General features: G+C 73.2%; 18 protein-coding genes. 11 read left to right on the top strand and 7 right to left on the bottom strand.

Going from position 1 to position 21,063, the window contains the following annotated elements:
- Positions 1-14: 14 nt before the first annotated feature.
- The 3 genes from LO772_RS33835 (at position 15) to LO772_RS33825 (ending at position 4,598) form a co-directional block, all read left to right on the top strand.
- Positions 15-890, top strand: a complete 876-nt coding sequence (locus LO772_RS33835; RefSeq protein ID WP_231775851.1) for a universal stress protein — start codon at positions 15-17, stop codon at positions 888-890.
- A 160-nt stretch (positions 891-1,050) separates the two neighbouring features.
- Positions 1,051-2,094: a zinc-dependent alcohol dehydrogenase family protein gene (locus LO772_RS33830; protein WP_231775850.1), complete on the top strand. Its 1,044-nt coding sequence runs from the start codon at positions 1,051-1,053 to the stop codon at positions 2,092-2,094.
- Between the two features lie 32 nt (positions 2,095-2,126).
- A complete protein-coding gene (locus LO772_RS33825; RefSeq protein ID WP_231775849.1) occupies positions 2,127-4,598 on the top strand; it encodes a glycoside hydrolase family 65 protein in 2,472 nt (823 codons plus the stop codon).
- Here LO772_RS33825 and LO772_RS33820 read toward each other — a convergent pair.
- Positions 4,586-5,284, bottom strand: coding sequence for a helix-turn-helix domain-containing protein (locus LO772_RS33820; protein ID WP_231775848.1), 699 nt, complete (start codon positions 5,282-5,284; stop codon positions 4,586-4,588). The two genes, LO772_RS33825 and LO772_RS33820, sit on opposite strands and share 13 nt — an antisense overlap.
- A gap of 260 nt (positions 5,285-5,544) precedes the next feature.
- Between LO772_RS33820 and LO772_RS33815 the strand changes: the two genes are divergently transcribed.
- Positions 5,545-6,441, top strand: a complete 897-nt coding sequence (locus LO772_RS33815) for a universal stress protein (protein ID WP_231775847.1) — start codon at positions 5,545-5,547, stop codon at positions 6,439-6,441.
- Between the two features lie 236 nt (positions 6,442-6,677).
- Here the strand turns inward: LO772_RS33815 and LO772_RS33810 are convergent, their stop codons facing one another.
- Both LO772_RS33810 and LO772_RS33805 read right to left on the bottom strand, forming a co-directional pair.
- The gene (locus LO772_RS33810) at positions 6,678-7,310 is read right to left on the bottom strand and encodes a TetR/AcrR family transcriptional regulator (RefSeq protein WP_231775846.1); all 633 of its coding nucleotides are present in this window, start codon (positions 7,308-7,310) and stop codon (positions 6,678-6,680) included.
- 191 nt (positions 7,311-7,501) lie between these two features.
- The gene (locus tag LO772_RS33805; protein ID WP_443089345.1) at positions 7,502-8,404 is read right to left on the bottom strand and encodes a LysR family transcriptional regulator; all 903 of its coding nucleotides are present in this window, start codon (positions 8,402-8,404) and stop codon (positions 7,502-7,504) included.
- Between the two features lie 114 nt (positions 8,405-8,518).
- Between LO772_RS33805 and LO772_RS33800 the strand changes: the two genes are divergently transcribed.
- The gene (locus tag LO772_RS33800; protein ID WP_231775844.1) at positions 8,519-9,367 is read left to right on the top strand and encodes an oxidoreductase; all 849 of its coding nucleotides are present in this window, start codon (positions 8,519-8,521) and stop codon (positions 9,365-9,367) included.
- 78 nt (positions 9,368-9,445) lie between these two features.
- Here the strand turns inward: LO772_RS33800 and LO772_RS33795 are convergent, their stop codons facing one another.
- Together LO772_RS33795 and LO772_RS33790 are read right to left on the bottom strand one after the other, a co-directional pair.
- Entirely contained in the window at positions 9,446-10,381 is a 936-nt protein-coding gene (locus LO772_RS33795; RefSeq protein ID WP_231775843.1) for a PfkB family carbohydrate kinase, read from the bottom strand.
- A gap of 131 nt (positions 10,382-10,512) precedes the next feature.
- Positions 10,513-11,385: an aldo/keto reductase gene (locus LO772_RS33790; RefSeq protein ID WP_231775842.1), complete on the bottom strand. Its 873-nt coding sequence runs from the start codon at positions 11,383-11,385 to the stop codon at positions 10,513-10,515.
- A gap of 370 nt (positions 11,386-11,755) precedes the next feature.
- Between LO772_RS33790 and LO772_RS36160 the strand changes: the two genes are divergently transcribed.
- The gene (locus LO772_RS36160) at positions 11,756-12,244 is read left to right on the top strand and encodes a hypothetical protein (RefSeq protein ID WP_331717298.1); all 489 of its coding nucleotides are present in this window, start codon (positions 11,756-11,758) and stop codon (positions 12,242-12,244) included.
- A gap of 157 nt (positions 12,245-12,401) precedes the next feature.
- Here the strand turns inward: LO772_RS36160 and LO772_RS33780 are convergent, their stop codons facing one another.
- Entirely contained in the window at positions 12,402-13,022 is a 621-nt protein-coding gene (locus tag LO772_RS33780) for a TetR/AcrR family transcriptional regulator (RefSeq protein WP_231775841.1), read from the bottom strand.
- 693 nt (positions 13,023-13,715) lie between these two features.
- Between LO772_RS33780 and LO772_RS33775 the strand changes: the two genes are divergently transcribed.
- Together LO772_RS33775 and LO772_RS33770 are read left to right on the top strand one after the other, a co-directional pair.
- On the top strand, positions 13,716-14,687 hold the full coding sequence (locus LO772_RS33775) for an ATP-binding cassette domain-containing protein (RefSeq protein ID WP_231775840.1): 972 nt from the start codon (positions 13,716-13,718) through the stop codon (positions 14,685-14,687).
- Positions 14,684-15,532: an ABC transporter permease gene (locus tag LO772_RS33770; RefSeq protein WP_231775839.1), complete on the top strand. Its 849-nt coding sequence runs from the start codon at positions 14,684-14,686 to the stop codon at positions 15,530-15,532. Before LO772_RS33775 ends, LO772_RS33770 begins: the two co-directional genes overlap by 4 nt.
- A 50-nt stretch (positions 15,533-15,582) precedes the next feature.
- Here LO772_RS33770 and LO772_RS33765 read toward each other — a convergent pair whose 3' ends face one another.
- Positions 15,583-16,725: a site-2 protease family protein gene (locus tag LO772_RS33765; protein ID WP_231775838.1), complete on the bottom strand. Its 1,143-nt coding sequence runs from the start codon at positions 16,723-16,725 to the stop codon at positions 15,583-15,585.
- 381 nt (positions 16,726-17,106) lie between these two features.
- Here LO772_RS33765 and LO772_RS33760 point away from each other — a divergent pair, with 381 nt between their 5' ends.
- The 3 genes from LO772_RS33760 to LO772_RS33750 all read left to right on the top strand — a co-directional run bounded on the left by LO772_RS33760 (position 17,107) and on the right by LO772_RS33750 (position 20,860).
- Positions 17,107-18,519 carry a family 2B encapsulin nanocompartment shell protein gene (locus tag LO772_RS33760; RefSeq protein ID WP_231775837.1) on the top strand — a complete coding sequence of 471 codons (1,413 nt, stop codon included), beginning with the start codon at positions 17,107-17,109 and terminating at the stop codon, positions 18,517-18,519.
- Between the two features lie 116 nt (positions 18,520-18,635).
- Positions 18,636-19,949: a family 2 encapsulin nanocompartment cargo protein terpene cyclase gene (locus tag LO772_RS33755; RefSeq protein ID WP_443089344.1), complete on the top strand. Its 1,314-nt coding sequence runs from the start codon at positions 18,636-18,638 to the stop codon at positions 19,947-19,949.
- Between the two features lie 14 nt (positions 19,950-19,963).
- Positions 19,964-20,860 carry a geranyl diphosphate 2-C-methyltransferase gene (locus tag LO772_RS33750; protein WP_231775836.1) on the top strand — a complete coding sequence of 299 codons (897 nt, stop codon included), beginning with the start codon at positions 19,964-19,966 and terminating at the stop codon, positions 20,858-20,860.
- Positions 20,861-21,063 lie beyond the last annotated feature (203 nt).

The following is a 21,063-nucleotide window of genomic DNA, read 5'->3' as shown; positions in this document are numbered from 1 at the left end:
GAAGGGAAGCATCGATGGACCAGCGGATTCCTCACTTGTCCGGCCACGTCGCCGTGGGCGCGGACGGGTCGGCCGGGGCCGACCTCGCCGTCCGGCTGGCCGCCGAAGAAGCCGCCCGGCGCAAGGTGCCGCTCCAGGTGGTGCACGCGGCGCACCCGGCGGAACACGACGCGCTGTCCGCACCCGGCGACTACGAGGCCGCCCATGCCGCGGTCGACCGCGCCGCCGCCGCGGCGCTCGCGGTCGCGCCGTCGCTCGACGTGGAGCGGACGGTGGTCCGCGCGACCCCGATCGGCGCGCTGCTCGACGTCTCCGGCACCGCCGCCCTCACCGTCGTCGGGAGCCGCGGGCTCGGCCCGGTCAGCGCGCTGCTGGTCGGGTCGGTGGGCCTCGCCCTCGCGGCACACGCCCGAGGCCCGGTGCTGATCGCCCGCGGCGAGCCGGCGCGGGGGCCCGCCCGGCGCCACCCCGTCGTGGTCGGCGTCGCCGGGCCGGAGTGCCGGCCGGCCGTCGAGGAGGCGCTGCGGCAGGCCGCGCGGCGCGGGGTCGGTGTGCGGGCGGTGCACGCCTGGTCGCTGCCGCTCGTGCCACGCCGGGCCCCGTCCTCGGAGCCCCGGCGCAACCCGGTCGCGGCCACCCGCGCGCACGCCCGCGACCGCCTGACCGGGCTCCTCGACGGCACGCGGGACGCCGAGCCGAACGTCCGGATGCACGAGGTCGTCGTCCGCGACGCGCCCGCGCGGGCCCTGGTCGGCGCGTCCGAGCACGCGGAGCTGCTGGTCGTGGCGGCGCGGCGGCGGCCACCGGGCCCGGGCATGCACCTGGGCCCGGTCACCCACGCGGTCCTGAGCCACGCGCACTGCCCGGTCCTGGTCGTGCCCGTGGACTGAGGCGCCGGCGCGAGGAACGGCCAGAGCCGAACGCCTCGCGACCGCCCGTGCGCGCCGGAGACCCGGCGACCGCCGCGGCACTCGCCCGATGGGACGCGTGCCGGGTCGCGTGCGACGCTGAAACGAGGACGAACCTTCCGTCACGAACGGAGTGATCCCCATGAAGGCACTCGTCTTCCACGGCACCGGCCGCCGCAGTTGGGAGGACGTCGCCGACCCGGCGGTCTCCGACCCGGACGACGCCGTCGTGCGCGTCGACGCGGTCACCATCTGCGGGACCGACCTGCACATCCTCAAAGGCGACGTTCCCGAGGTCGAGGCCGGGCGCGTCCTGGGGCACGAGGCCGTCGGCACCGTCGTCGAGGTCGGCCCCGGGGTCCGCACCGTCCGGCCCGGCGACCGCGTGCTCGTCTCGTGCATCTCCGCCTGTGGCCGCTGCCGCTACTGCCGCGCCGCCGCGTACGGGCAGTGCACCGGCGGAGGCGGCTGGATCCTCGGCCACCTGATCGACGGCACGCAGGCCGAACTCGTGCGCACCCCGTTCGCCGACACATCGCTGTACAAGCTGCCCGAGGGCGTGGACGACGACGCCGCGGTGCTGCTCGCCGACATCCTGCCGACGTCGTACGAAGTCGGCGTCCGCAACGGCCGCGTCGGCCCCGGCGACACCGTCGCGATCGTCGGCGCCGGGCCCATCGGCCTCGCCGCGATCGTCGCCGCCCGCCTGTACTCCCCCGCGGCCGTCGCGGTGATCGACCCGGACACCGGCCGCCTGGACGCCGCCAAGCGCCTCGGCGCCGACGTGACCCTGACCCCCGACCGGGACGCCGAGGAGGCCGTGCGCGGGCTGTCCCGCGACGGCGCGGGTGCCGACACGGTCGTCGAGGCGGTCGGCGTCCCCGAGGCGTTCGAGATGTGCACGCGCCTGGTCCGCCCGGGCGGGCACGTCGCCAACGTGGGCGTCCACGGCCGCCCCGCGACGCTCCACCTCGAAGACCTGTGGATCAAGGACGTCACGATCACCACCGGGCTGGTCGACACCGACAGCACGCCGATGCTCCTCGACATGCTCCGGGCCGGCCGCCTCGACATCGGCGGCCTGGTGACGCACCGCTTCGGCCTCGACGAAATGCCGGACGCGTACGACGTGTTCTCCCGCGCCGCCGAAACCGGCGCGCTGAAGGTCGTGCTCTTCCGGCGCTAGTCCGAGGAGAACGCCGCGAAGGAGAAGGCACCGTGGCCACAACGACGTACGAAGCCCTCGCCGGGGTTCCCGGCGTCGCCGCCGACGGGTGGACGCTCCGGTACGACGGCTTCGACCCCGAGCGGGAGGGGCTGCGGGAGGCCCTGTGCGCGCTGGGCAACGGCTACCTGGTGACCCGCGGCGCCGCACCGGAGTCGGTCGCGGACGGCACGCACTACCCCGGCACCTACCTGGCCGGGGTGTACGACAGGGCGGTCTCGCACGTGGCGGGCCGCTCGGTCGAGAACGAGGACCTGGTCAACGCCGGCAACTGGCTTCCGCTGACGTTCCGTGCGGACGACGGCCCGTGGTTCACCGGATCCCCCGACGAACTCCTCGACCACCACACGGTCCTGGAGTTCCGGCACGGGATCCTGGTGCGCCGCGCGCGGGTCCGCGACGCCGCGGGGCGGGTCACCGCGGTGACGCAGCGCCGGCTCGTCCACATGGAGCACCCGCACCTCGCGGTGCTGGAGACCACGCTGGTTCCGGAGAACTGGTCGGGCACGCTGACCGTGCGCTCGGCCCTGGACGGGAGTGTCCGCAACTCCGGCGTCGCGCGGTACCGGGGGCTGGCCGACCGGCACCTCGCCATCCGGCGGCGGCATGTCGCCCGCGCCGACACGGTGGTGCTGGAGTCGGAGACCCTGGAGTCCCGGATCCGTATCGCCATGGCCGCCCGGACCCGGGTCGCCCGCGGCGGGCCCGAAGAAGACCGGCGCGGGTGGACGGAGCGGCAGCGTGTGGGGCAGGACCTGACGATCGCCGCTCGCCGCGGGCAGGAGGTCACCGTCGAGAAGACGGTGTCCGTGCACACCGGTCGCGACGCCGCGATCGGCGACCCGGTCGCCGCGTCGGTCGACGAGGCGGCGCGCGCCCCGGACTTCGACGCGCTGCTCGACGCGCACGCCGAACGCTGGACGGACCTGTGGTCGCAGTGCCGGCTCGACCTGGGATGCGGGGTGGACGCCGACCGCAGTGCGCGCCTGTACGCGTTCCACATCCTCCAGACCCTCACCGCGCACACGGCCGACCTCGACGCGGGCGTCCCGGCTCGCGGCCTGCACGGTGAGGCGTACCGCGGGCACGTGTTCTGGGACGAGTTGTTCGTGCTGCCGTACCTGAACCCGCGGCTGCCGGAGGTCAGCCGGGCGCTGATGCGCTACCGGTACCGCAGGCTCGACGCGGCGCGGCGGGCGGCGGAGGCCGAGGGGTTCCGGGGGGCGCTGTTCCCGTGGCAGAGCGGCGGCGACGGACGCGAGGAGACGCCGCGGCTGCACCACAACCCGCGGTCGGGGCGCTGGCTGCCGGACCACTCGCACCTGCAGCGGCACGTCGGCGCGGCGGTCGCGTACAACGCGTGGCAGTACTTCCAGGCCACCGCCGATGTCGGCTACCTGGCCGCCGAGGGCGCGGAGCTGCTGGTCGAGATCGCGCGGTTCTGGGCGTCGGCCGCGGCGTACGACCCCGCGCTGCGGCGCTACCGCATCCGCGGCGTGATGGGGCCCGACGAGTACCACGACGGCTACCCGTGGTCGGACCGGCCGGGCCTGGACGACAACGCGTACACGAACGTGATGGCCTCGTGGGTGCTGCGTACGGCCGGACGCGCGCTGGACCTGCTGCCGAGCGACCGGCGGGAGGAACTCGCCGCGCGGCTCGGGCTGCACGCCGACGAGCCCGCGCGCTGGGACCACGTGTCGCGGAACCTGCGGATCTGCTTCCACGACGGCGTGATCAGCCAGTTCCACCGGTACGGGGAACTCGCGGAGCTGGACTGGGAGGCGTACCGCCGCCGCTACGGCGACATCCGGCGCCTGGACCGCATTCTCGAGGCCGAGGGCGACACCCCGAACCGCTACCAGGTCTCCAAGCAGGCGGACGTGCTGATGCTGAACTACCTGTTCCCCCCGGACGAACTCACGGGCCTCTTCACCCACTTGGGCTACCACGTCGACGCGGACACCTTCGACCGGACCGCCCGCTACTACATGCGGCGCACCGCGCACGGCTCCACGCTCAGCGCCGTGGTGCACGCCTGGGTCCTCGCGCGGGCCGACCGGGCCGCGTCCGGCGGATTCCTGCGCGAGGCGCTGGCCGCCGACATCCACGACGTGCAGGGCGGCACCACCGCCGAGGGCATCCACCTGGGCGCGATGGCCAGTTGCCTCGACCTGCTGACCCGCGGCTACACCGGGCTCGCGACACGCGAGAACGCGCTCGTGCTCGACCCCGCCCTGCCCGACGGCCTGGGCCCCCTGGACTTCCGGCTGCGATACCGCGGCCACTGGGGCATCCACGTCCACATCTCGCACACCACCGCGGCCGTGTCCCTCCCGGCCGGGGAGGCGTCCCCGATCCGCGTGCGCGTCCGGGACACCGAACAGACCGTCGAGGCGGGCGGGACCCTGCGGGTGCGGCTGCCCGGGCCGGGGCCGGGGCGCCCGGGCCGTCAGACGTCGTGAGGGTGCGGCGCGATCCGGCGTCCGGTGACGCGGTCCGGGCGGATGCGGATCCACACGGGCCGGTCGCCGCCGGGCCACGGCTCGGGCGCCCGCTCGGCGAGCCGGCGCATCTCGTCGGCGTCGGTGACGCGCTCGGCGTGGCCGGTGAGCAGGACGCTCCAGCCGAGCCGGGCGGAGTCCAGCAGGTCGTCGACCTCGAACGCGGTGGAACCCGCGACCTCGGCGAGGGACGAATCGGGCGAGGTGCGGAAGACGACGTCGCGCCCGTCCACCATGTAGTTGACCGGGAGGACGAAAGGCTCCTCCCGTGTTGCGGACGACACTCGTCCCACCGAGCGCATCGCGAGTCTGGCGTAGCACTCGTCGTCGCTCATGTCGACCATCGTGCGGCTCCGCAGGTCGCCCGTGCCGGTGCCGGGGGCCGAGGCGCCGGGTGACGGCTCGTCCGTGTCGTCCCCGGCGACGAGCCGGCTCACGGTCGTCTGCAGCGCGGCGGCCAGGCGTGACAGCGACGTGCGGTCGGCCGAGGCGGTGCCCTCCTCGACGGCGGCGATCCACGCCTCGGACAGCCCGGCGATCTCCGCCAGGCTCGGCACCGACAGGCCGCACGTACGGCGCCGTTCGCGGACGTGGCGGGCCAGCAGGCCCGGTTCCGGGGGGCGGGTCCCGGCGGTTTCGTCGTGCATCGCGGACCTCTCTGGGGAATGCGGGTGACGGCCGCGTCGATTCGCGGCACCGCACACGCGCGGCGTCGCCGGGGCGCCGGTGGCGCAGCCCGCCGAGGCCCGTGGACGCCCCGCGATGCGGGGCCGACGTGCCTCTCGTACCCCTTCTCGGGCTGTCACGCGCGGCATCCGGGCGTCCCGCCGTGGCGGTGCCGTCGACCGTGGCGCAGAGTCGGGAGGACAGGGACCGGCGTGATCGCCGGACGCGGAAGGAGCCGGACATGCCCAGTGCCCCGACGGACGAGCGCGTGATCGTCGGTGTGGAGGGGACCGATGCCGGGCGGCTCGCGGTGGCCTGGGCCGCGGACGAGGCGGTGCTGCACGGGCGGCCCCTGCGCCTGATCCGCGCGCTGGACTGGCCGCTGGGGGCGGACGAGAACCTGGCTCCCAAGGCACCGTGGGACACCTGGCGCAGCCGCTACCGCAGCGCCAACCGGCAGGTGCTGGACGAGGCCAGGGCGGCGGTGCTGGAGCGGCACCCCGGCCTCGACGTCGACGAGCGGTTGATCGACGGGCTTGCGGAGCGCGTCCTCGGCGAGGCGTCCGGCGACGCGTTCCTCACGGTCCTGGGCTCGCGTCACCTCTCGTCGCTGCGGGAGGCGTTCACCACCGGGAGCGTCGCGGTCCCGGTGATCGCCCACGCCTCGTGCCCGGTGGCCGTCATCCGGTGCGTCGAGAACACCGGCGCGGTGCCGCCCACCGTGGTCGTGGGGGTGGACGGTTCCCGGGGCGCGGATCTGGCGTGGGAGCACGCGTGCGAGGAGGCGGCGCTGCGCGGCGCGTCGGTCCTCGCGATCTTCGCCTACACGATCGCCCTGAGCATGGGGGCCACCGCGATGCTCGCCGACGCCGCGCTGCGCGACGCGCGGGAGACGCTGGCGCACTCCGTCGACACGTGGCGGGCGCGGTACCCCGGCATCCCGATCGTCGGCGACGTACGCCTCGGCCACCCCGTGCGCGTGCTGACCGACGCCTCGGAGGACGCGTTGCTCCTGGTGGTGGGCAACCGCGGCATCGGCGGGTTCCGCCGCATGCTCCTCGGCTCGGTGAGCCACGGACTCGTCCACAACGCCCGGTGCCCGCTGGTCGTCGTTCCGGGCGGCGCGAGCGAGGCCTGACCACCGCCCATCCACGTCCCGGTACGGGCACCTCCGTCAATCCGGCGGGCCTGGGTGGCCCGGTTCGGCACGCGGGAAGTCCCGCGGGGCTCCGCCGAGTTCGCGGAGGCGACCGGCATGCTCGGCGTCGGCCTTCCGGACGGGTGCCGGGCGTCCTTCGGGCGGCGGCCGTCGCCGCGACCACCGAACTGCGCCTGCCGTGCCCCGACGTGCCGCGGCCTCGCGCGGCGGATCCGTCATCGGCCGCTCTCGTCGCCGAGTTCGGGCACGACCGAGGCCAGGAACATGCGCAGCGCGTACTCGATCCTCACCGTCTCGCGGTCGAAGAGCCACTGCTCCTGAATGCCCTTGACGAGCGAGACGGTCATGACCGCCAGCGTCTCGGGGTCGACGGCCGACCGCAGTTGGCCCCCGCGGGCGAGGGCGGTGTACGCCCTCGCGTAGAACGCGCGGAGCTGGCGGTGGCGTTCGGCGTAGTAGGCGTGCGCGGGATGGTCGGCGGCGGTCGCCTCGGCCGAGAGCACGCAGTGCAACTGCATGAGCCCGGGCTGTAGTTCGTGATCGACGACCAGGTCGAGCATGCCTCGGAGCGCCTCGACGGGGAACGCGTCGGGATCGACCGCGTCGGCGGACCGCAGAAACGCGGTGCCGCGTTCGTCCCGCAGGTCCAGCACCGCCGCGAGCAGGTCCTCTTTGCGCGGGAAATGGTGCCGCAGACCGGTGTGGCTGATCCCGGCGCGTTGCGCGATGTCCTTGGTGGACGCGCCGTGGAACCCGGTCTCGCCGAACGCGTCCGCACAGACCTCGAGAATCCGCCGCCGCACCCCGGCCGACTTCGCATACGACCCACGCCCGGCCGTGGCCGCCATGCGCGATCCTCCCGTCGACACCCCAAAACAGCACCCGAATACTACTTTGAGACCGACCCACCCGACGGACCGGCCAGGCCGACCCGGCGCGTCGAGGTCGGGCCGAAAGCCGGGCAGCCCAAGCCCCCGCGCTGCTGGGCCACTTGTCACCACGCAAGGCGAGATCCGGGCAGCCGCGAGCGCACCGCGCCTCAGGAAGCGCGCGTCGCCTCTCGGCACGCGCGGATGCAGTCGCGCAGCAGGGGGTTGCGGTCGTCGGTGCGCCAGGCGAGGGCGAAGCGGCTCGGCGGCAGGCCGCGGACGGGGCGGGCGACGACGCCGCCGAGGGTGACGAGCCGGGCGTTGCCGGCCGCGAGCAGGACGACGCCGAGGCCCGCCGCGAGTGCTTCGTACGTCTCCTCGGTACTCGCCACCTCGGCGGCGATCCGCGGTGGCCTGCCGCCGCGGGCGTCGGTGGCGAGCCAGTAGTCGCGCAGCGGCCCCGCCTCGGCGGGGATGGCGAGGAACGGCTCGTCGAGCAGGTCGGCGAAGTCGACGGTCTCGCGCGCGGCGAGCGGGTGGCCGTCGGCCATGGCGACCAGACACGGTTCCTCGGCGACGACGGTCCACCGGAACCGCTCCGGCTCGGGCAGCGGCAGCCAGACGAACGCGGCGTCGCAGGCACCGTCGGCGAGCCCCGCGGTCGTGTCGTACCAGGCGACCTGGCGGAGCCGGATGCGCACGTCCGGACGGGCCGCGGTGAAGCGCGAGCGGATCGCGGGAAGCAGGCCGCCGCGCCCCGGGCTGGTGCTCATGCCCAACGTGAAGACGCGCGCCCGGTCGGCGACGACACGGGCGACCGACGCGCGGGCGGCGTCCCATTCGGCGATGACGCGCCGGGCGTGCGGGAGCAGCGCGGCGCCCGCGTCGGTCAGGCGCACTTCGCGTCGGCCGCGCTCGAACAGCTCGGCCCCGGCCTGGCCCTCCAGCATCCTGATCTGCTTGCTCAGCGCGGGCTGGGAGACGTACAGCCGCTCGGCCGCGCGGGTGAAGTGAAGCTCCTCGGCCACGGCGACGAAGTAGCGGAGATCTCGTACGCGTGCGTCCATAACCATCGCCTATCACGGCAGGTCTTGGACCGACAACCGGCATTGCCCGCAGGGTGGGTCCCCGACGGGCGGTCCCGACGGGGGCCGTGCGGAACGGAACCTCGAAGCGGGGAGCGCGACATGGGCAGGGTGTGGCTGGTCACGGGGGCGAGCAGCGGCTTCGGCCGGGCGATCACGGAGGCGGCGGTGGCCGCGGGCGACGTCGTGGTGGCGGCGGCGCGGCGCACCGCACCGCTCGACGACCTCGTGGCGGCGTACCCCGACCAGGTCGAGGCGCTGGCGCTGGACGTCACCGATATCGCGGGGGCCGGTGCCGCGGTGAACGACGTGGCCGTCCGGTACGGCCGCATCGACGTGCTGGTCAACAACGCGGGACGGGGCCTGGTCGGCGCGGTCGAGGAGACGACCGACGCGGAGCTGCGGGACCTGATGGAGCTGCACTTCTTCGGCCCGGCCGCGCTCACCCGCGCGGTGCTGCCGCACATGCGCGGCCGGGGCTCGGGGGCGATCGTGCAGGTCACCAGCATGGGCGGGCAGCTCGCCTTCGCCGGTGTCGGCGGCTACTGCGCCACGAAGTTCGCGCTGGAGGGGCTTTCCGAGGCGCTGGCCGACGAGGTCGCGCCGCTCGGCATCCGGGTGTTGATCGTCGAGCCCGGCGCCTTCCGGACCGCGTTCGCGGGTCCGGGGGCCCTGCGCCTGTCCGCGCCTCTGGACGCCTACCGCGACACCGTGGGCCCGGTGCGCACGAACCTCCCGGGCGGCACCGGCCGCGAACCCGGCGACCCGGCGAAGGCCGCCGCCGCCATCCTCGCGGCCCTGGACGCGGACAAGGCCCCGCTGCGCCTGCCGCTCGGCAACGACGCGGCCGACGCGATCGGCGAACGCCTCGCCGTCACCGGCGCCGAACTGCGGTCGTGGGAAGAGGTCGTACGCGGTACGGACTTCGACGACGTCGCGGCGCGGCGGTAGTTGGTCCGGGGCGCACCGAACGGCCGTGCGGCGCCCCGCGGTTCGTACCCGAACGCGCATGAGGGGAGGGGGCCAAGCTCACGGCGACATCCACGCCCGGGTCCCGAATGTGGCACACGATCGACTCGCGGTGGTCGCGGCGGAGTTCAGGGCCTCGACGAACTCCCGTTCGCCCCAGGGATGTTCCTTCCTCCGCGTGGCGATCGCATAAGCCAGCGCACCGTGCAGCACGTCGCCCGCGCCCACGGAGTCGACGACCCGGTCCACCACCGGGGCCGGCACCTCGCCGACCCGGGACGTGCCGCCGCCGCGCGAGCGCCAGCGGATCGGCCGCGGGCCGCGGCTCACCGCCGCGAAGGCGACGCCGTGGTCGAGCAGGTACGCGAGCACGTCGTCGGGGGCGGTGGTCCCCGGGGGCCGGAACGCCGCCGAGCACACGGCGACGTCCACGCTTTCGAGCAACGTGTCCGTTCCGGTCTTCCAACTGCCGCCGTCCAGCACGACCGGGCGACGACGGTCCCGCGCCTGCGCCGCGGCGGCCTGGGCCACGGCCATGTGGTGGCCGTCCACGAGCAGGACGTCCGCCGCGGCGACCTCCGCCGCCAGGCCCGGCGGCGGGGCGAGGTTCCGCCCGATCGCGTTCGCGGACACCACCGCACGGTCGCCGGTGGACGCCGTCACCAGCACCGAGGACACGGACGGCGGCTCGGTGCGGCCGGAGTCGGCGTCCAGAAGGCGCACTCCGCCCGGCGGGACGCCGATTCCGGCGAGGTCGTCGCGGATCGCGTCCGCGAGGCGGTGCCGCCCCACTCCCGTGACCAACGCGGCGGCACCGCCCAGGGCGGCGAACGTCGCCGCCGCGTTGGTCGCGGGACCGCCCGCCGCGACGGTCTGCCGCAGCGCGGTGGCCTTCTCGTCCGGCCCGGGCAGGCGTTCGACGGACTGGATGACGTCCAGGACGCACAGCCCGACGAACAGTCCGCGCGGCGCGGCGACTTCCACGACGTCCGCCACGACCCACCGCCTTCCCGATCCACACCCGGCACGGTGGTCTCACCCTGCCACGCGCGGCCGTCGGCCCCGGGCGCGGCAGGCGGACGGAGGCGTCCGCCGTACTCGTCACGTGGCCCGTCCCGCCCGCCCTCTCATCCGGCGGCGGCGGCGAGCGCCGCGAACTCCTCGTCGCTCAGTTCGACGGTCGCCCCGAGGACGTTCTCCTCGAGGTGCGCCACCGACGACGTGCCCGGGATCGGCAGCATGACCGGGGACCGCCGCAGCAGCCAGGCCAGGGCGAGTTGCGAGGGCGTGGCCTCGTGGGAGGCGGCGATCCGGCTCAGGGGGCTGTCCGGCCCGGCGAGGCCGCCCGTGGCCAGCGGGAACCACGGAATGAACGCCAGGTCGTTCGCCTCGGCGTGGTCGAGGACGTCCTCGGCATCGCGCTCGGCCAGGTTGAAGCGGTTCTGGACCGAGACGATCCTCGCGGTCTTCCCGGCCTCCTCGATCTGGGCCACGGAGACCTCGCTGAGGCCGATGTGGCGGATCTTGCCCTCCCGCTGGAGCGCGGCCAGCTCGCCGATCTGCTCCTCCGTCGGCACCTTCGGGTCGATGCGGTGCAGTTGCAGCAGGTCGATCCGCTCCAGGCCCAGGTGCCGCAGGCTCAGCTCCACCTGCTGGCGCAGGTACTCCGGGCGCCCCACGGGGGTCCAGGCGTCCGGGCCCTGGCGGGTGAAACCGGCCTTGGTGGCGATCACCAGGTCGTCGGGGTAGGGGTGCAGGGCCTTGCGCAGCAGCAGATCCGCGGTGAAGGGGCCGTAGGCGTCCGCGGTGTCGATGAAGTTGACACCGAGGTCGACGGCGCGCCGCAACACGCGTACGGCCTCGTCCGGGTCCTTCGGATCACCCCAGACCCCCGGCCCGGTCAGCTGCATGGTGCCGTAGCCGAGGCGCCGGACGGGCAGGTCGCCGCCCAGGACGAACGTTCCGGAAGCGCGCACCGGCTGATCGACGGTGTTCGACATGGTTTCTCTCCCGCGGGGTCTGGTCGTGGTACGTACGCCGACAGCCGAACGTCCGCCGGACGACCGGAATTCCCCCGGGCGACGGCTGGCGCGGCACTCACCCCCTCCCCGGTCGGCGTGGCCAAGCGGCTACCCGCATCGGGTTGGGGGACATCATCCGGCGACGACACCGTGCTCCGGCAAGCCCCCGGCGCTCTCTTGTACGTTCGTATGGCATCCGATGGCGGGCGGCGGATGAGCACGCCCGAGCACGGATCCACGGCCCGCGCACCGGACACCGCACCGCGCGACCCCACCGAGCCGGAGGGCCACATGACCGAAACCACCGCAGTTCCTGTCCGAGCCCGGCGGCGGATCCGACCTGGCCGGTGTGCGCACCCGGGCCGACCGCGACGGTGACAGGTGGGTCGTCAACGGAGCCAAGACCTGGTCCACGTTCGCCTTCGCCGCCGACTACGCGCTGTGTCTGGCGCGAGCGCAACGCCGTCGGCGGCGGATCGCCCTACACCAGCGGCCACGGCGAACCGCCGACGAAACCCAAACCCGGCTTCCTCGACATCGCGCGGAGGTCCGGCCGCCTGGCCGAGGACGAAGTCCGCGGCACGGTCGGCGAAATCCTCGCGCTGGACACCGTACGGACCCAACTCGCCGCCCGGGTCTCGGCAGGCATCGCGGAAGGCCACCTGCCCACGGTCCCGCGGGCCCGGAACCCCGGGAACCCGGGCCCCCGAGAGCCTGGGAACACGGGAACCGCACTCCACCACCCGTTCCCACCGGCCGACCGCCTCGGCCCATCGGCTTCCCTGGCCGTCACGGTCGGCCGGTTCCTCAGGCACCCGCGACAGGCTCGATCCGGTGAACACCAAAAGGCTCGACGCAGCGCGGCACGCACGCCGGGGGACTCCCCAACCCCCACACCACACCCCCGACGAGCTGTGCGCACCCCACCACCGGGCCGCCCCTCCGCCCCTTCCGCTCCCGCCACCCCCGCCACCCCCGCCGCGGAAGCCCCTTCCTCACCCCTCGCGCGTACCCTCCCCCGCCTCACCCGTCCGCGGTTCGATCGCGTCCAGGAATCGCTCGACGGAATCAAGTACCTCGGCACGCGACAGCGAGACGCCGATGCCCTTCTCCAGTTTGATCAACTTGGGAATGCCGGCGATCAAAAACAACACCGTTTCCACCGGGAGCAGGCCGTTCGTCGGGTCATGCCGCGGCGGCCTCGCGGCCAGGGCATCGAGTTGGACCGCGCGCACTTGCTCGGTGACCTTCGCGATCTCGGCCCGGATCGACTTCCGGTGATTGCCGAGCGCGGTGAACTCGGAGATCAGCGCCGCCGTCGCCTCGTCCCGACTGTGCTCCCACACCACCCGCAGTTCCTCCCCGGGGTGGGCGCGCAGCGCCTCCGCGAGGCGGTCGACATTGCGGTCGGTACGGCGCCGGATCGCGGCCACGAACACATCGTCCAGCGTCGGAAAGTAGTACTGCACCAGCCCCGCCGTCACACCCGAGCGCGCGGCGACCGCCCGATAGGTGACACCGGCGTACCCCTCGTCGAGCATCAGGCGTTCGACGCTGTCGAGCAGGACGTCCCGAGTCTTCGACGTCTCCGCACCGACCCGACGACTCCCGGCCATGCGCCACCTCTCCCACCACACCACCGCGACAACGCACCGTCACCCCCGAGCCCAAAAGACCCGCCAACCACCCCAAACCATACACCCGTACAGCATCCGGGAACCGACACAGAACCGATCGCGGGGGTCTGGTCGAGAGCGTGTTTCGGGAGCCTGAGCGTGATGGACAGGGAGTGGCGGGGTGAGGGGACGAGCGTGGGTTGGCTTGGTGTTGTGGCGTGGGGTCGGCCTGGTCGGTCATGGCCAGGCGACGGCTCGATCCGTTCTCGGGTGCCGGACAACCACCACATCTGGGCCCGGCTCGGCGTGACGTACTTCGCGTCCAACCAAGTCGCGTGGACACCCGCGTGACCTCAAGCCGCGCGACCGCCCGAGTTGCCGACCGTACGTGCGGCGCCTATGAATTCGGAGCACCCGAGCGGCGTGGCTGCCCTGCTCGTCGCGCCCACCACGGCCAGGGCACCGATGCGCACCCCGAGCCCCCGGCCCCGCACACCGCGACCAGTGAGTCGGCACGAAGGAGCCCGTGGCATCGGGGGGGTCGGCGGGTGGGTGTGGCTGGGAAAAGGTGGTGCGTTCGGTTGCGGTGGGCTCGGGGGTCGGGGGTGGTCACGGGGGTTTCGGCGGCTGCGAGGTGGTGGGGGGCGAGTGAGAATGGGGGGAACGGTGTGCTCCAGGCAAGGGAGATGGCCCGTGGACGAGGCGATCAGCGTCCAAGGCCTCGGCAAGCGGTTCGGCGCGGTGACGGCGCTGGAGTCGGTGGACTTCCGGGTGCCGACCGGAACGGTTTTCGGCCTGCTCGGCCCGAACGGTGCGGGCAAAAGCACCGCGATCCGCATCCTGACGACCATCGCGCAGCCCACCACGGGCCGCGCCGAGGTGTTCGGACACGACGTGGTCCGCGAGGCCGACACCGTCCGGACACTGATCGGCCTGGCCGGGCAGTACGCGGCGGTCGACAAGAACCTCACCGGGCGGGAGAACCTGCGCCTGATCGGGCGTCTCACCCATATCCGGCGCTCCCGGACGCGGTCTCGCGCCGCCGAACTCCTCGACCGCTTCGACCTCGCGGAGGCGGGCGACCGCCCGGCCCGGACCTACTCCGGGGGTATGCGCAGACGCCTGGACGTCGCGGCGGCGCTGGTCCCCGAGCCGCCGGTGCTCTTCCTCGACGAGCCGACCACCGGGCTGGACCCGCAGAGCCGCAACGCGCTGTGGGACATGATCCGCGGTCTGGTCGCCGACGGCACGACCGTGCTGCTCACCACGCAGTACCTGGAGGAGGCCGACCAACTCGCGGAGCGGGTGGTCGTCATCGACCACGGACGGGTCATCGCCGACGACACACCGTCCGCGCTGAAGACCCGCATGGGCAACACCGTCATCGAACTCGACATGGGGGCGGACGGCCGAGGGCGGCAGGCGGCCGAACTGCTGCGCGGCAGGGTCGCGGGGCGGGCGGACGTGGAAGGCGGTCGGCTGCGCCTGAACTCCCGCGAGGGCTCGCGGCCCCTGCTGGGCATGCTCCGTCTCCTGGACGCCCAGGGCCTCGTCCCCGACGCCGTGGCCGTCCGCGAGCCCAGCCTCGACGACGTGTTCCTGGAGCTGACCGGCCACCGTGCCGAGACACCCCCAAACACCGGCCCCACCCCACCCGCGTCATGACCGGGGCAGGAGCGTACCGCCCGCACGCCGCCGCCGAAGGCACGGCGGGGCAGGCCGCGGGCGTGCGCGCCGCACCGCGTCTCGTACTCACCGCGCGGGACGGACTCGCGGTCGCCTGGCGCAACCTGATCGGCCTGCGCCGGGTGCCGCGTCTGCTGGTCTTCTCGACCATCCAGCCGCTGGTGTTCGTGCTGATGTTCCGGTACGTGTTCGGCGGCGTCGTGCAACCGGCCCTCCACGGGGTCGACTACGTCGACTTCCTGATCCCCGGCATCTTCGTGCAGACCGCCGTCTTCGGCGCCATGAACACCGCGATCGGCCTCGCCACCGACATGCAGACGGGTCTGATGGAGCGCTTCAGATCCCTGCCCATGGCGCGTTCCGCGGTCCTGGTCGGCCGTACGACCGCCGACCTGGCGAGGAACGTCTTCGTCGTGGCGCTCATGTCCGGGGTCGGCTTCGCCATGGGGTTCCGCATCCACGCCGGCGTTCCCGCGTTCCTCGGGGGTGTCCTGCTGGTCCTGGCCTTCGGCTTCGCGATGTCGTGGATCTTCGCCGTCGTCGGTATGGCGGTCGGCGATCCGGAGACCGCCCAGGCCGCGGCCTTCCCCGTCCTCGCTCCCCTGGTCTTCGCCTCGGCGGCGTTCGTGCCGGTGAGCACCATGCCCGGGTGGCTCCAGGCGTTCGCGGAGCACCAGCCGGTGTCGCGCAACGCGGAGGCGGTTCGGGCCCTCGTGCTCGGGGGCCCCACCGCCACGGACGTCCTCCAGGCCCTGGCCTGGGACGCCGGCATCGTCGCGGTCTTCGCGCCGATCGGCGTCTGGCTGTACCGCAAGGAGCGGTAGCGGGCCGCCCTCGGCCCGACGCCCCGGAACCCCCGGTCGCCACACTCCGGTCAACGGCTGTGGCTCTGGGGGTTGTTCGCGACCAGCCACGTCACCATGTCGTTGACATCGGACGCGGAGACGACACCGACGCACCGGCCGTGCGCGACCACCATCACCCGGTGCTCGGGCACGGGGTCCAGACGCGGGACGATGTCCGCCAACGGCTCGTCCGGCCCGACGACGTCGACCCGTGCGAGAGGCACCATGACGTCGCGCACGGTGACCGTGTTGCGGTCCTTCTCCGGTACGTGACGGGCGGAGTTCAGGGTCATCAGGCCCACCGGCGCCTCGGCGTCGTCGGTGACCGGGAACGCCGGGTGCCGGTACCGGTGCTCCGCGTCGTTCAGGACGTCGGCGACCGTGAGCCGTTCCGTCATGGTGACCGGCTCGCGCGTCATCGCGTTGCGCACCGGAATCCCGGCGAGTGTCCTCCGTACCTCCGCCTGGCGCCGTTCCAGGGTCGCGGCCGAGGTCAGGAACCAGCCGATGAGTGCCGTCCACACGCCGCCGACGGTGTCCCCGCGTACGAACAGGAACAGCCCGAGCAGCACCAGCGCCCAGCCGAAGCCCCGGCCCGCCGTGCTCGCGCCGACGGTGGCGCGGAGCCGGTCACCGGACCGGCGCCACATGGCCGCGTGCAGCAGTCGTCCGCCGTCGAGCGGGGCGGCCGGAATGGCGTTGAACACCGCGAGCACGATGTTGATCACGGCGAGCCAGGCCAGTGCGTCAACGGCGAGCCCCGCGCCGAAGGCGGCGTGCACCCCCCACGCGGCCAGGCCGAAGACCACCCCGAGGACAAGGCTCACCAGCGGCCCGACACCCGCGAGGCGGAACTCCGCGCCCGGGGTCGGCGCTTCCCCGCGCAGGCGCGCGACGCCGCCGAGGAGCCACAGGACGATGTCGTCCACGGCCACCCCGTTGCGCTTGGCGACCACGGCGTGCGCCAGTTCGTGAGCGAGCAGGGACGCGAGGAACACCACGGCCGTCAGCAGGCCGACCACCCAGTAGAGGGCCCAGGAGTGCCCGGGGTACACGTCCGGAAGGCGGCTTTGCGCGAGCCCGACCGCGATCACCGCGAAAATGACCGCGACGGTCCAGTGCACCCCGACGCGTACTCCGGCGATCCTTCCCAACCGGAAAGTCGCACGCATTCGCCTGCCTCCCGCGCGACGCCACCGCGGGCGGGCGGCCACGGCGTTTCCGTGGGCCCGTCCCTTCATCAACGGTACTGCTCACGCCAGGCGTTCGAACCGTGCGCGGCCGGGGTCACCGACTCTCCGACGGGCTCATTACCACTGGTTGGTTCTCCGCAGGACGATCATCCGCCAGTCCCCACCCGATCGAGCTATTTCGGTCTTTGAGCCGGGATCAGCCGGGTTCTCGGGACGTAATGTTCCTGGTGGTTCGGGCGCACCACACGGTTGGCCCAGCGCCCGGACGCAAGTGCACCACTGTCACAACCTGCACCTCTTTCATCTGGTGGCGCGCGCGGGTACGCCGGTCACCGCCCTTGCGAAGGAGAGTCCGACCCGATGACCGTTGAGACCGGCACCGAGGCGCAGCAGACGCCACCGCAGCAGTCCAGCCTGGCCACGGTGGCTGCCCGCAATCTCGCCTCCACCACCAAGTCCGCCCCGCAGATGCAGGAGATCACCTCCCGCTGGCTGCTGCGGATGCTGCCCTGGGTGGAGACCAAGGGTGGCACCTACCGGGTGAACCGCCGGCTGAGCTACACCGTCGGTGACGGACGGATCGAGTTCGTGCAGGACGGTGCCCGGGTCCGGGTCATCCCGCGCGAACTCGGCGAGCTGGCGCTGCTGCGCGATTTCGAGGACGAAGCGGTGCTGGGCGCGATCGCCGACCGCTGCGTGCAGCGCGACTTCCGACCCGGCGAGGTGCTGGTCGAGCGCGGCAACGCGGCCGAGGCGATCCACCTGATCGCCCACGGCCGCGTCAGCCAGACCTCGCTGGGCAAGTACGGTGACGACGCCGTCGTGGCCGTGCTCGCCGACGGCGACCGGTTCGGCGAGAACGCGCTGCTGGACGCCGACGCGCAGTGGGACTACACCGCCACCGCCGAGACCGCCGGCACCCTGCTCACGCTGTCCCGCGCGGACTTCAACGAGGTGATCGCGACGGCGCCGGACCTCCAGGAGCACCTGCGGCGGTTCGGTTCGCTGTCCCTCAAGAACCAGAACAAGCACGGCGAGGCCGAGATCGCGATGTCGGCCGGCCACACCGGCGAGCCTTCGCTGCCCGGCACGTTCGTGGACTACGAGCTGAACCCGCGCGAGTACGAACTGTCCGTGGCGCAGACCGTCCTGCGGATCCACACCAGGGTCTCGGACCTCTACAACGGGCCGCACAACCAGACCGAGGAACAGCTCCGGCTGACCATCGAGGCGCTGCGCGAGCGCCAGGAGCACGAGCTGGTCAACAACCCGGAGTTCGGCCTGCTCCACAACGCCGACTTCAAGCAGCGCATCCAGTCCCACGACGGTCAGCCCACTCCGGACGACATGGACGAGCTGCTGTGCCGTCGGCGCGGCACGAAGTTCTTCTTCGCGCACCCCAGGGCGATCGCGGCGTTCGGGCGCGAGCTGAACGCGCGGGGGCTCTACCCGGACCACGTGGACGTCGGCGGGCAGTCCGTCCCGGCCTGGCGCGGAGTCCCGGTCCTGCCGTGCAACAAGATCCCGATCACCAAGGAGAACACCACGTCGATCATCGCCATGCGTACCGGCGAGGACAACCAGGGGGTCGTCGGCCTGCGCCAGACCGGCCTCCCGGAGGAGTTCGAGCCCGGGCTGTCGGTCCGGTTCATGGGGATCAACGAGCAGGCGATCATGTCCTACCTGGTCACGACCTACTACTCCGCGGCGATCCTGGTGCCCGACGCGCTCGGCGTGTTGGAGAACGTCCAGATCGCCCGCCGGATCGACTAGCGGGCGGCGGGCGCCGCGCCGGCCGGCCACGGCCGCGTCGGCCCCCGAGCCTCGCGGGCCGATCGAGCGTGCCCGGGACCCGGGACCAACCCACCCACCTCTCCAAGGAGCCACGGATGCCCGATCCCGGGCCCTGCTGCCTGCCTCCGAGCCGGACCGACGCCTTGGCCCGCCTCGCGGCCCTCGGCGTCGGCCCCCGGCCGGCCCCGTCATCCCCGCCCGCGGCGCCGGCGGCCGTCGCCGCGCCCGCCGCCGACCTCGCCCCGGACGAGGCCCCGGTCGGCGACCCTCCCGCCCCGGAGCCCGAGGCGGCCGTCGCCGTGCCGGACGACGCGTCCGCCTTCGTCGAACGGCTCCGCCGGGGCCCCAGCGGCCTGGGCACCCTGAGCCTGCACCTCGCCCCGCGCGAGGAGCCGCCGACACCCGCACCCGCCTCGGGGCGTCCGGCGCCCGGCAGCCCCATTCCGGGGCTCTACCACCACCCGGTGCCGGAGCCCGATCCGGCACGGGTGGAGGAAGTCGGCAGTCGGATCAAGAGGTGGGCGGTGGACGAGGTCCAGGCGTACCCGCCGGAGTGGGAGGACCAGTTCGACGGGTTCTCCGTCGGGCGCTACATGGTCGCCTGCCACCCGGACGCCCCGACCGTCGACCACCTGATGATCGCCGCGCGGCTCATGGTCGCGGAGAACGTGGTCGACGACTGCTACTGCGAGGACCACGGCGGTTCGCCGGTCGGCCTGGGCGGACGGCTCTTGCTGGCACACACCGCCCTCGACGCGGTGCACACCACCGCGGAGTACCAGCCGGCATGGGCGCGGTCGCTCGTGTCGGACGCCCCGCGGCGCTCGTACCTGTCCGCCATGGAGTACTTCGCCCGGGCCGCGACTCCCTCCCAGGCCGACCGCTTCCGGCACGACATGGCCCGCCTGCACCTGGGCTACCTCGCCGAGGCCGCCTGGGCCGAGACGGAGTACGTCCCCGAGGTGGCCGAGTACCTGGCGATGCGCCAGTTCAACAACTTCCGCCCGTGTCCCACGATCACCGACACCGTCGGCGGTTACGAACTCCCGGCGGATCTGCACGCGTTGCCCGCCATGCAGCGGGCGATCGCGCTGGCCGGCAACGCGTCCACCATCGCCAACGACCTGTACTCGTACACCAAGGAACTCGACAGCCCCGGCCTGCACCTGAACCTGCCGGTGGTGATCGCCGAGAGGGAGAACCTCTCCGCGAAGGAGAGCTACCTGAAGGCCGTCGAGGTGCACAACGACCTCATGCACGCGTTCGAGGCCGCCGCCGCCGAGGTGGCCGCCTCGTGGCCGGACGCGCGCGTGCTGCGCTTCCTGCGCGGGGTCGCCGTGTGGGTCGACGGCAACCACTACTGGCACCAGACCAACACGTACCGCTACAGCCTGCCCGACTTCTGGTAAGGACGGACTCATCTGTGACCAGCGCTGACCTCACCACCGCCGAATCCGCCGGCACCGGCACCTCTGCGGTCGTCCTCCCCCCGGCGACGCCCTATCAGGACGACATTGCCCGGTACTGGAACAACGAGGCCAGGCCCGTGAACCTCCGCCTCGGCGACGTCGACGGTCTTTACCACCACCACTACGGCATCGGCGACGTCGACCATGCCGCCCTGGGCGACGCCCGGGACAGCGAATACGAAACGAAGCTGATCGCCGAGCTGCACCGCCTGGAGTCGGCACAGACCGACGTCCTCCTGGACCAGCTCGGCCCCGTCGGCCGCGAGGACACTCTGGTGGACGCCGGCTGCGGTCGCGGCGGCTCCATGGTCATGGCCCACCGCCGCTTCGGCTGCACGGTCGAGGGCGTCACCCTGTCGGCGAAGCAGGCCGATTTCGCGAACCTGCGCGCCCGCGAGCTGGGCATCGGGAACCACGTGCACGCCCAGGTCTGCAACATGCTCGACATGCCCTTCGAGACCGGGCTGGCCACGGCCTCCTGGAACAACGAGTCGAGCATGTACGTCGACCTGCACGACCTCATGGCCGAGCACTCCCGCGTCCTGTCGGTGGGCGGCCGATACGTCACCATCACCGGCTGCTGGAACCCGCGCTACGGCCAGCCGTCGAAGTGGGTCTCGCAGATCAACGCCCACTTCGAGTGCAACATCCACTCGCGGCGGGAGTACCTGCGCGCCATGATCGACAACCGCCTCGTTCCGCAGGCCGTCATCGACCTGACGCCGCAGACCCTGCCGTACTGGAAGCTCCGGGCCACCACGTCCCTGGTCACCGGGATCGAGGACGCCTTCATCAAGTCCTACGAGGACGGCTCGTTCCAGTACGTCCTGATCGCCGCCGACCGCGTCTGACCACCCGCCCGCGCCATCCCGGGGCCGACACCGTCGCATCCGACGGGGGTCGGCCCTTCGGCCGTGCGCGGGGGAACGCGGGAACCGCGGGGCTCGCGGGGTGCCCGCGACGCCGACACCGCTCTCGCCGCCGCCGCGTCGTGACGCGGCGGCGGCGAGCGGGCGTTCGCGCGAACGGCCCGTCCCGCACCCGCGTCCGTCCG

It is taken from the genome of Yinghuangia sp. ASG 101 (assembly GCF_021165735.1).
In the GTDB taxonomy this organism is placed as follows: domain Bacteria; phylum Actinomycetota; class Actinomycetes; order Streptomycetales; family Streptomycetaceae; genus Yinghuangia.
Note: the sequence above shows the minus strand (reverse complement) of the source record. Positions and strands in the feature narration are given on the sequence as shown.

Excerpts from the sequence above, each read along its gene's own strand:
- LO772_RS33835 (WP_231775851.1), top strand. The coding sequence starts at position 15 with ATGGACCAGCGGATTCCTCACTTGTCCGGCCACGTCGCCGTGGGCGCG.
- LO772_RS33830 (WP_231775850.1), top strand. The coding sequence starts at position 1,051 with ATGAAGGCACTCGTCTTCCACGGCACCGGCCGCCGCAGTTGGGAGGAC.
- LO772_RS33820 (WP_231775848.1), bottom strand. The coding sequence starts at position 5,284 with ATGCACGACGAAACCGCCGGGACCCGCCCCCCGGAACCGGGCCTGCTG.
- LO772_RS33815 (WP_231775847.1), top strand. The coding sequence starts at position 5,545 with ATGCCCAGTGCCCCGACGGACGAGCGCGTGATCGTCGGTGTGGAGGGG.
- LO772_RS33810 (WP_231775846.1), bottom strand. The coding sequence starts at position 7,310 with ATGGCGGCCACGGCCGGGCGTGGGTCGTATGCGAAGTCGGCCGGGGTG.
- LO772_RS33805 (WP_443089345.1), bottom strand. The coding sequence starts at position 8,404 with ATGGTTATGGACGCACGCGTACGAGATCTCCGCTACTTCGTCGCCGTG.
- LO772_RS33800 (WP_231775844.1), top strand. The coding sequence starts at position 8,519 with ATGGGCAGGGTGTGGCTGGTCACGGGGGCGAGCAGCGGCTTCGGCCGG.
- LO772_RS33790 (WP_231775842.1), bottom strand. The coding sequence starts at position 11,385 with ATGTCGAACACCGTCGATCAGCCGGTGCGCGCTTCCGGAACGTTCGTC.
- LO772_RS33780 (WP_231775841.1), bottom strand. The coding sequence starts at position 13,022 with ATGGCCGGGAGTCGTCGGGTCGGTGCGGAGACGTCGAAGACTCGGGAC.
- LO772_RS33770 (WP_231775839.1), top strand. The coding sequence starts at position 14,684 with ATGACCGGGGCAGGAGCGTACCGCCCGCACGCCGCCGCCGAAGGCACG.
- LO772_RS33765 (WP_231775838.1), bottom strand. The coding sequence starts at position 16,725 with ATGCGTGCGACTTTCCGGTTGGGAAGGATCGCCGGAGTACGCGTCGGG.
- LO772_RS33760 (WP_231775837.1), top strand. The coding sequence starts at position 17,107 with ATGACCGTTGAGACCGGCACCGAGGCGCAGCAGACGCCACCGCAGCAG.
- LO772_RS33755 (WP_443089344.1), top strand. The coding sequence starts at position 18,636 with ATGCCCGATCCCGGGCCCTGCTGCCTGCCTCCGAGCCGGACCGACGCC.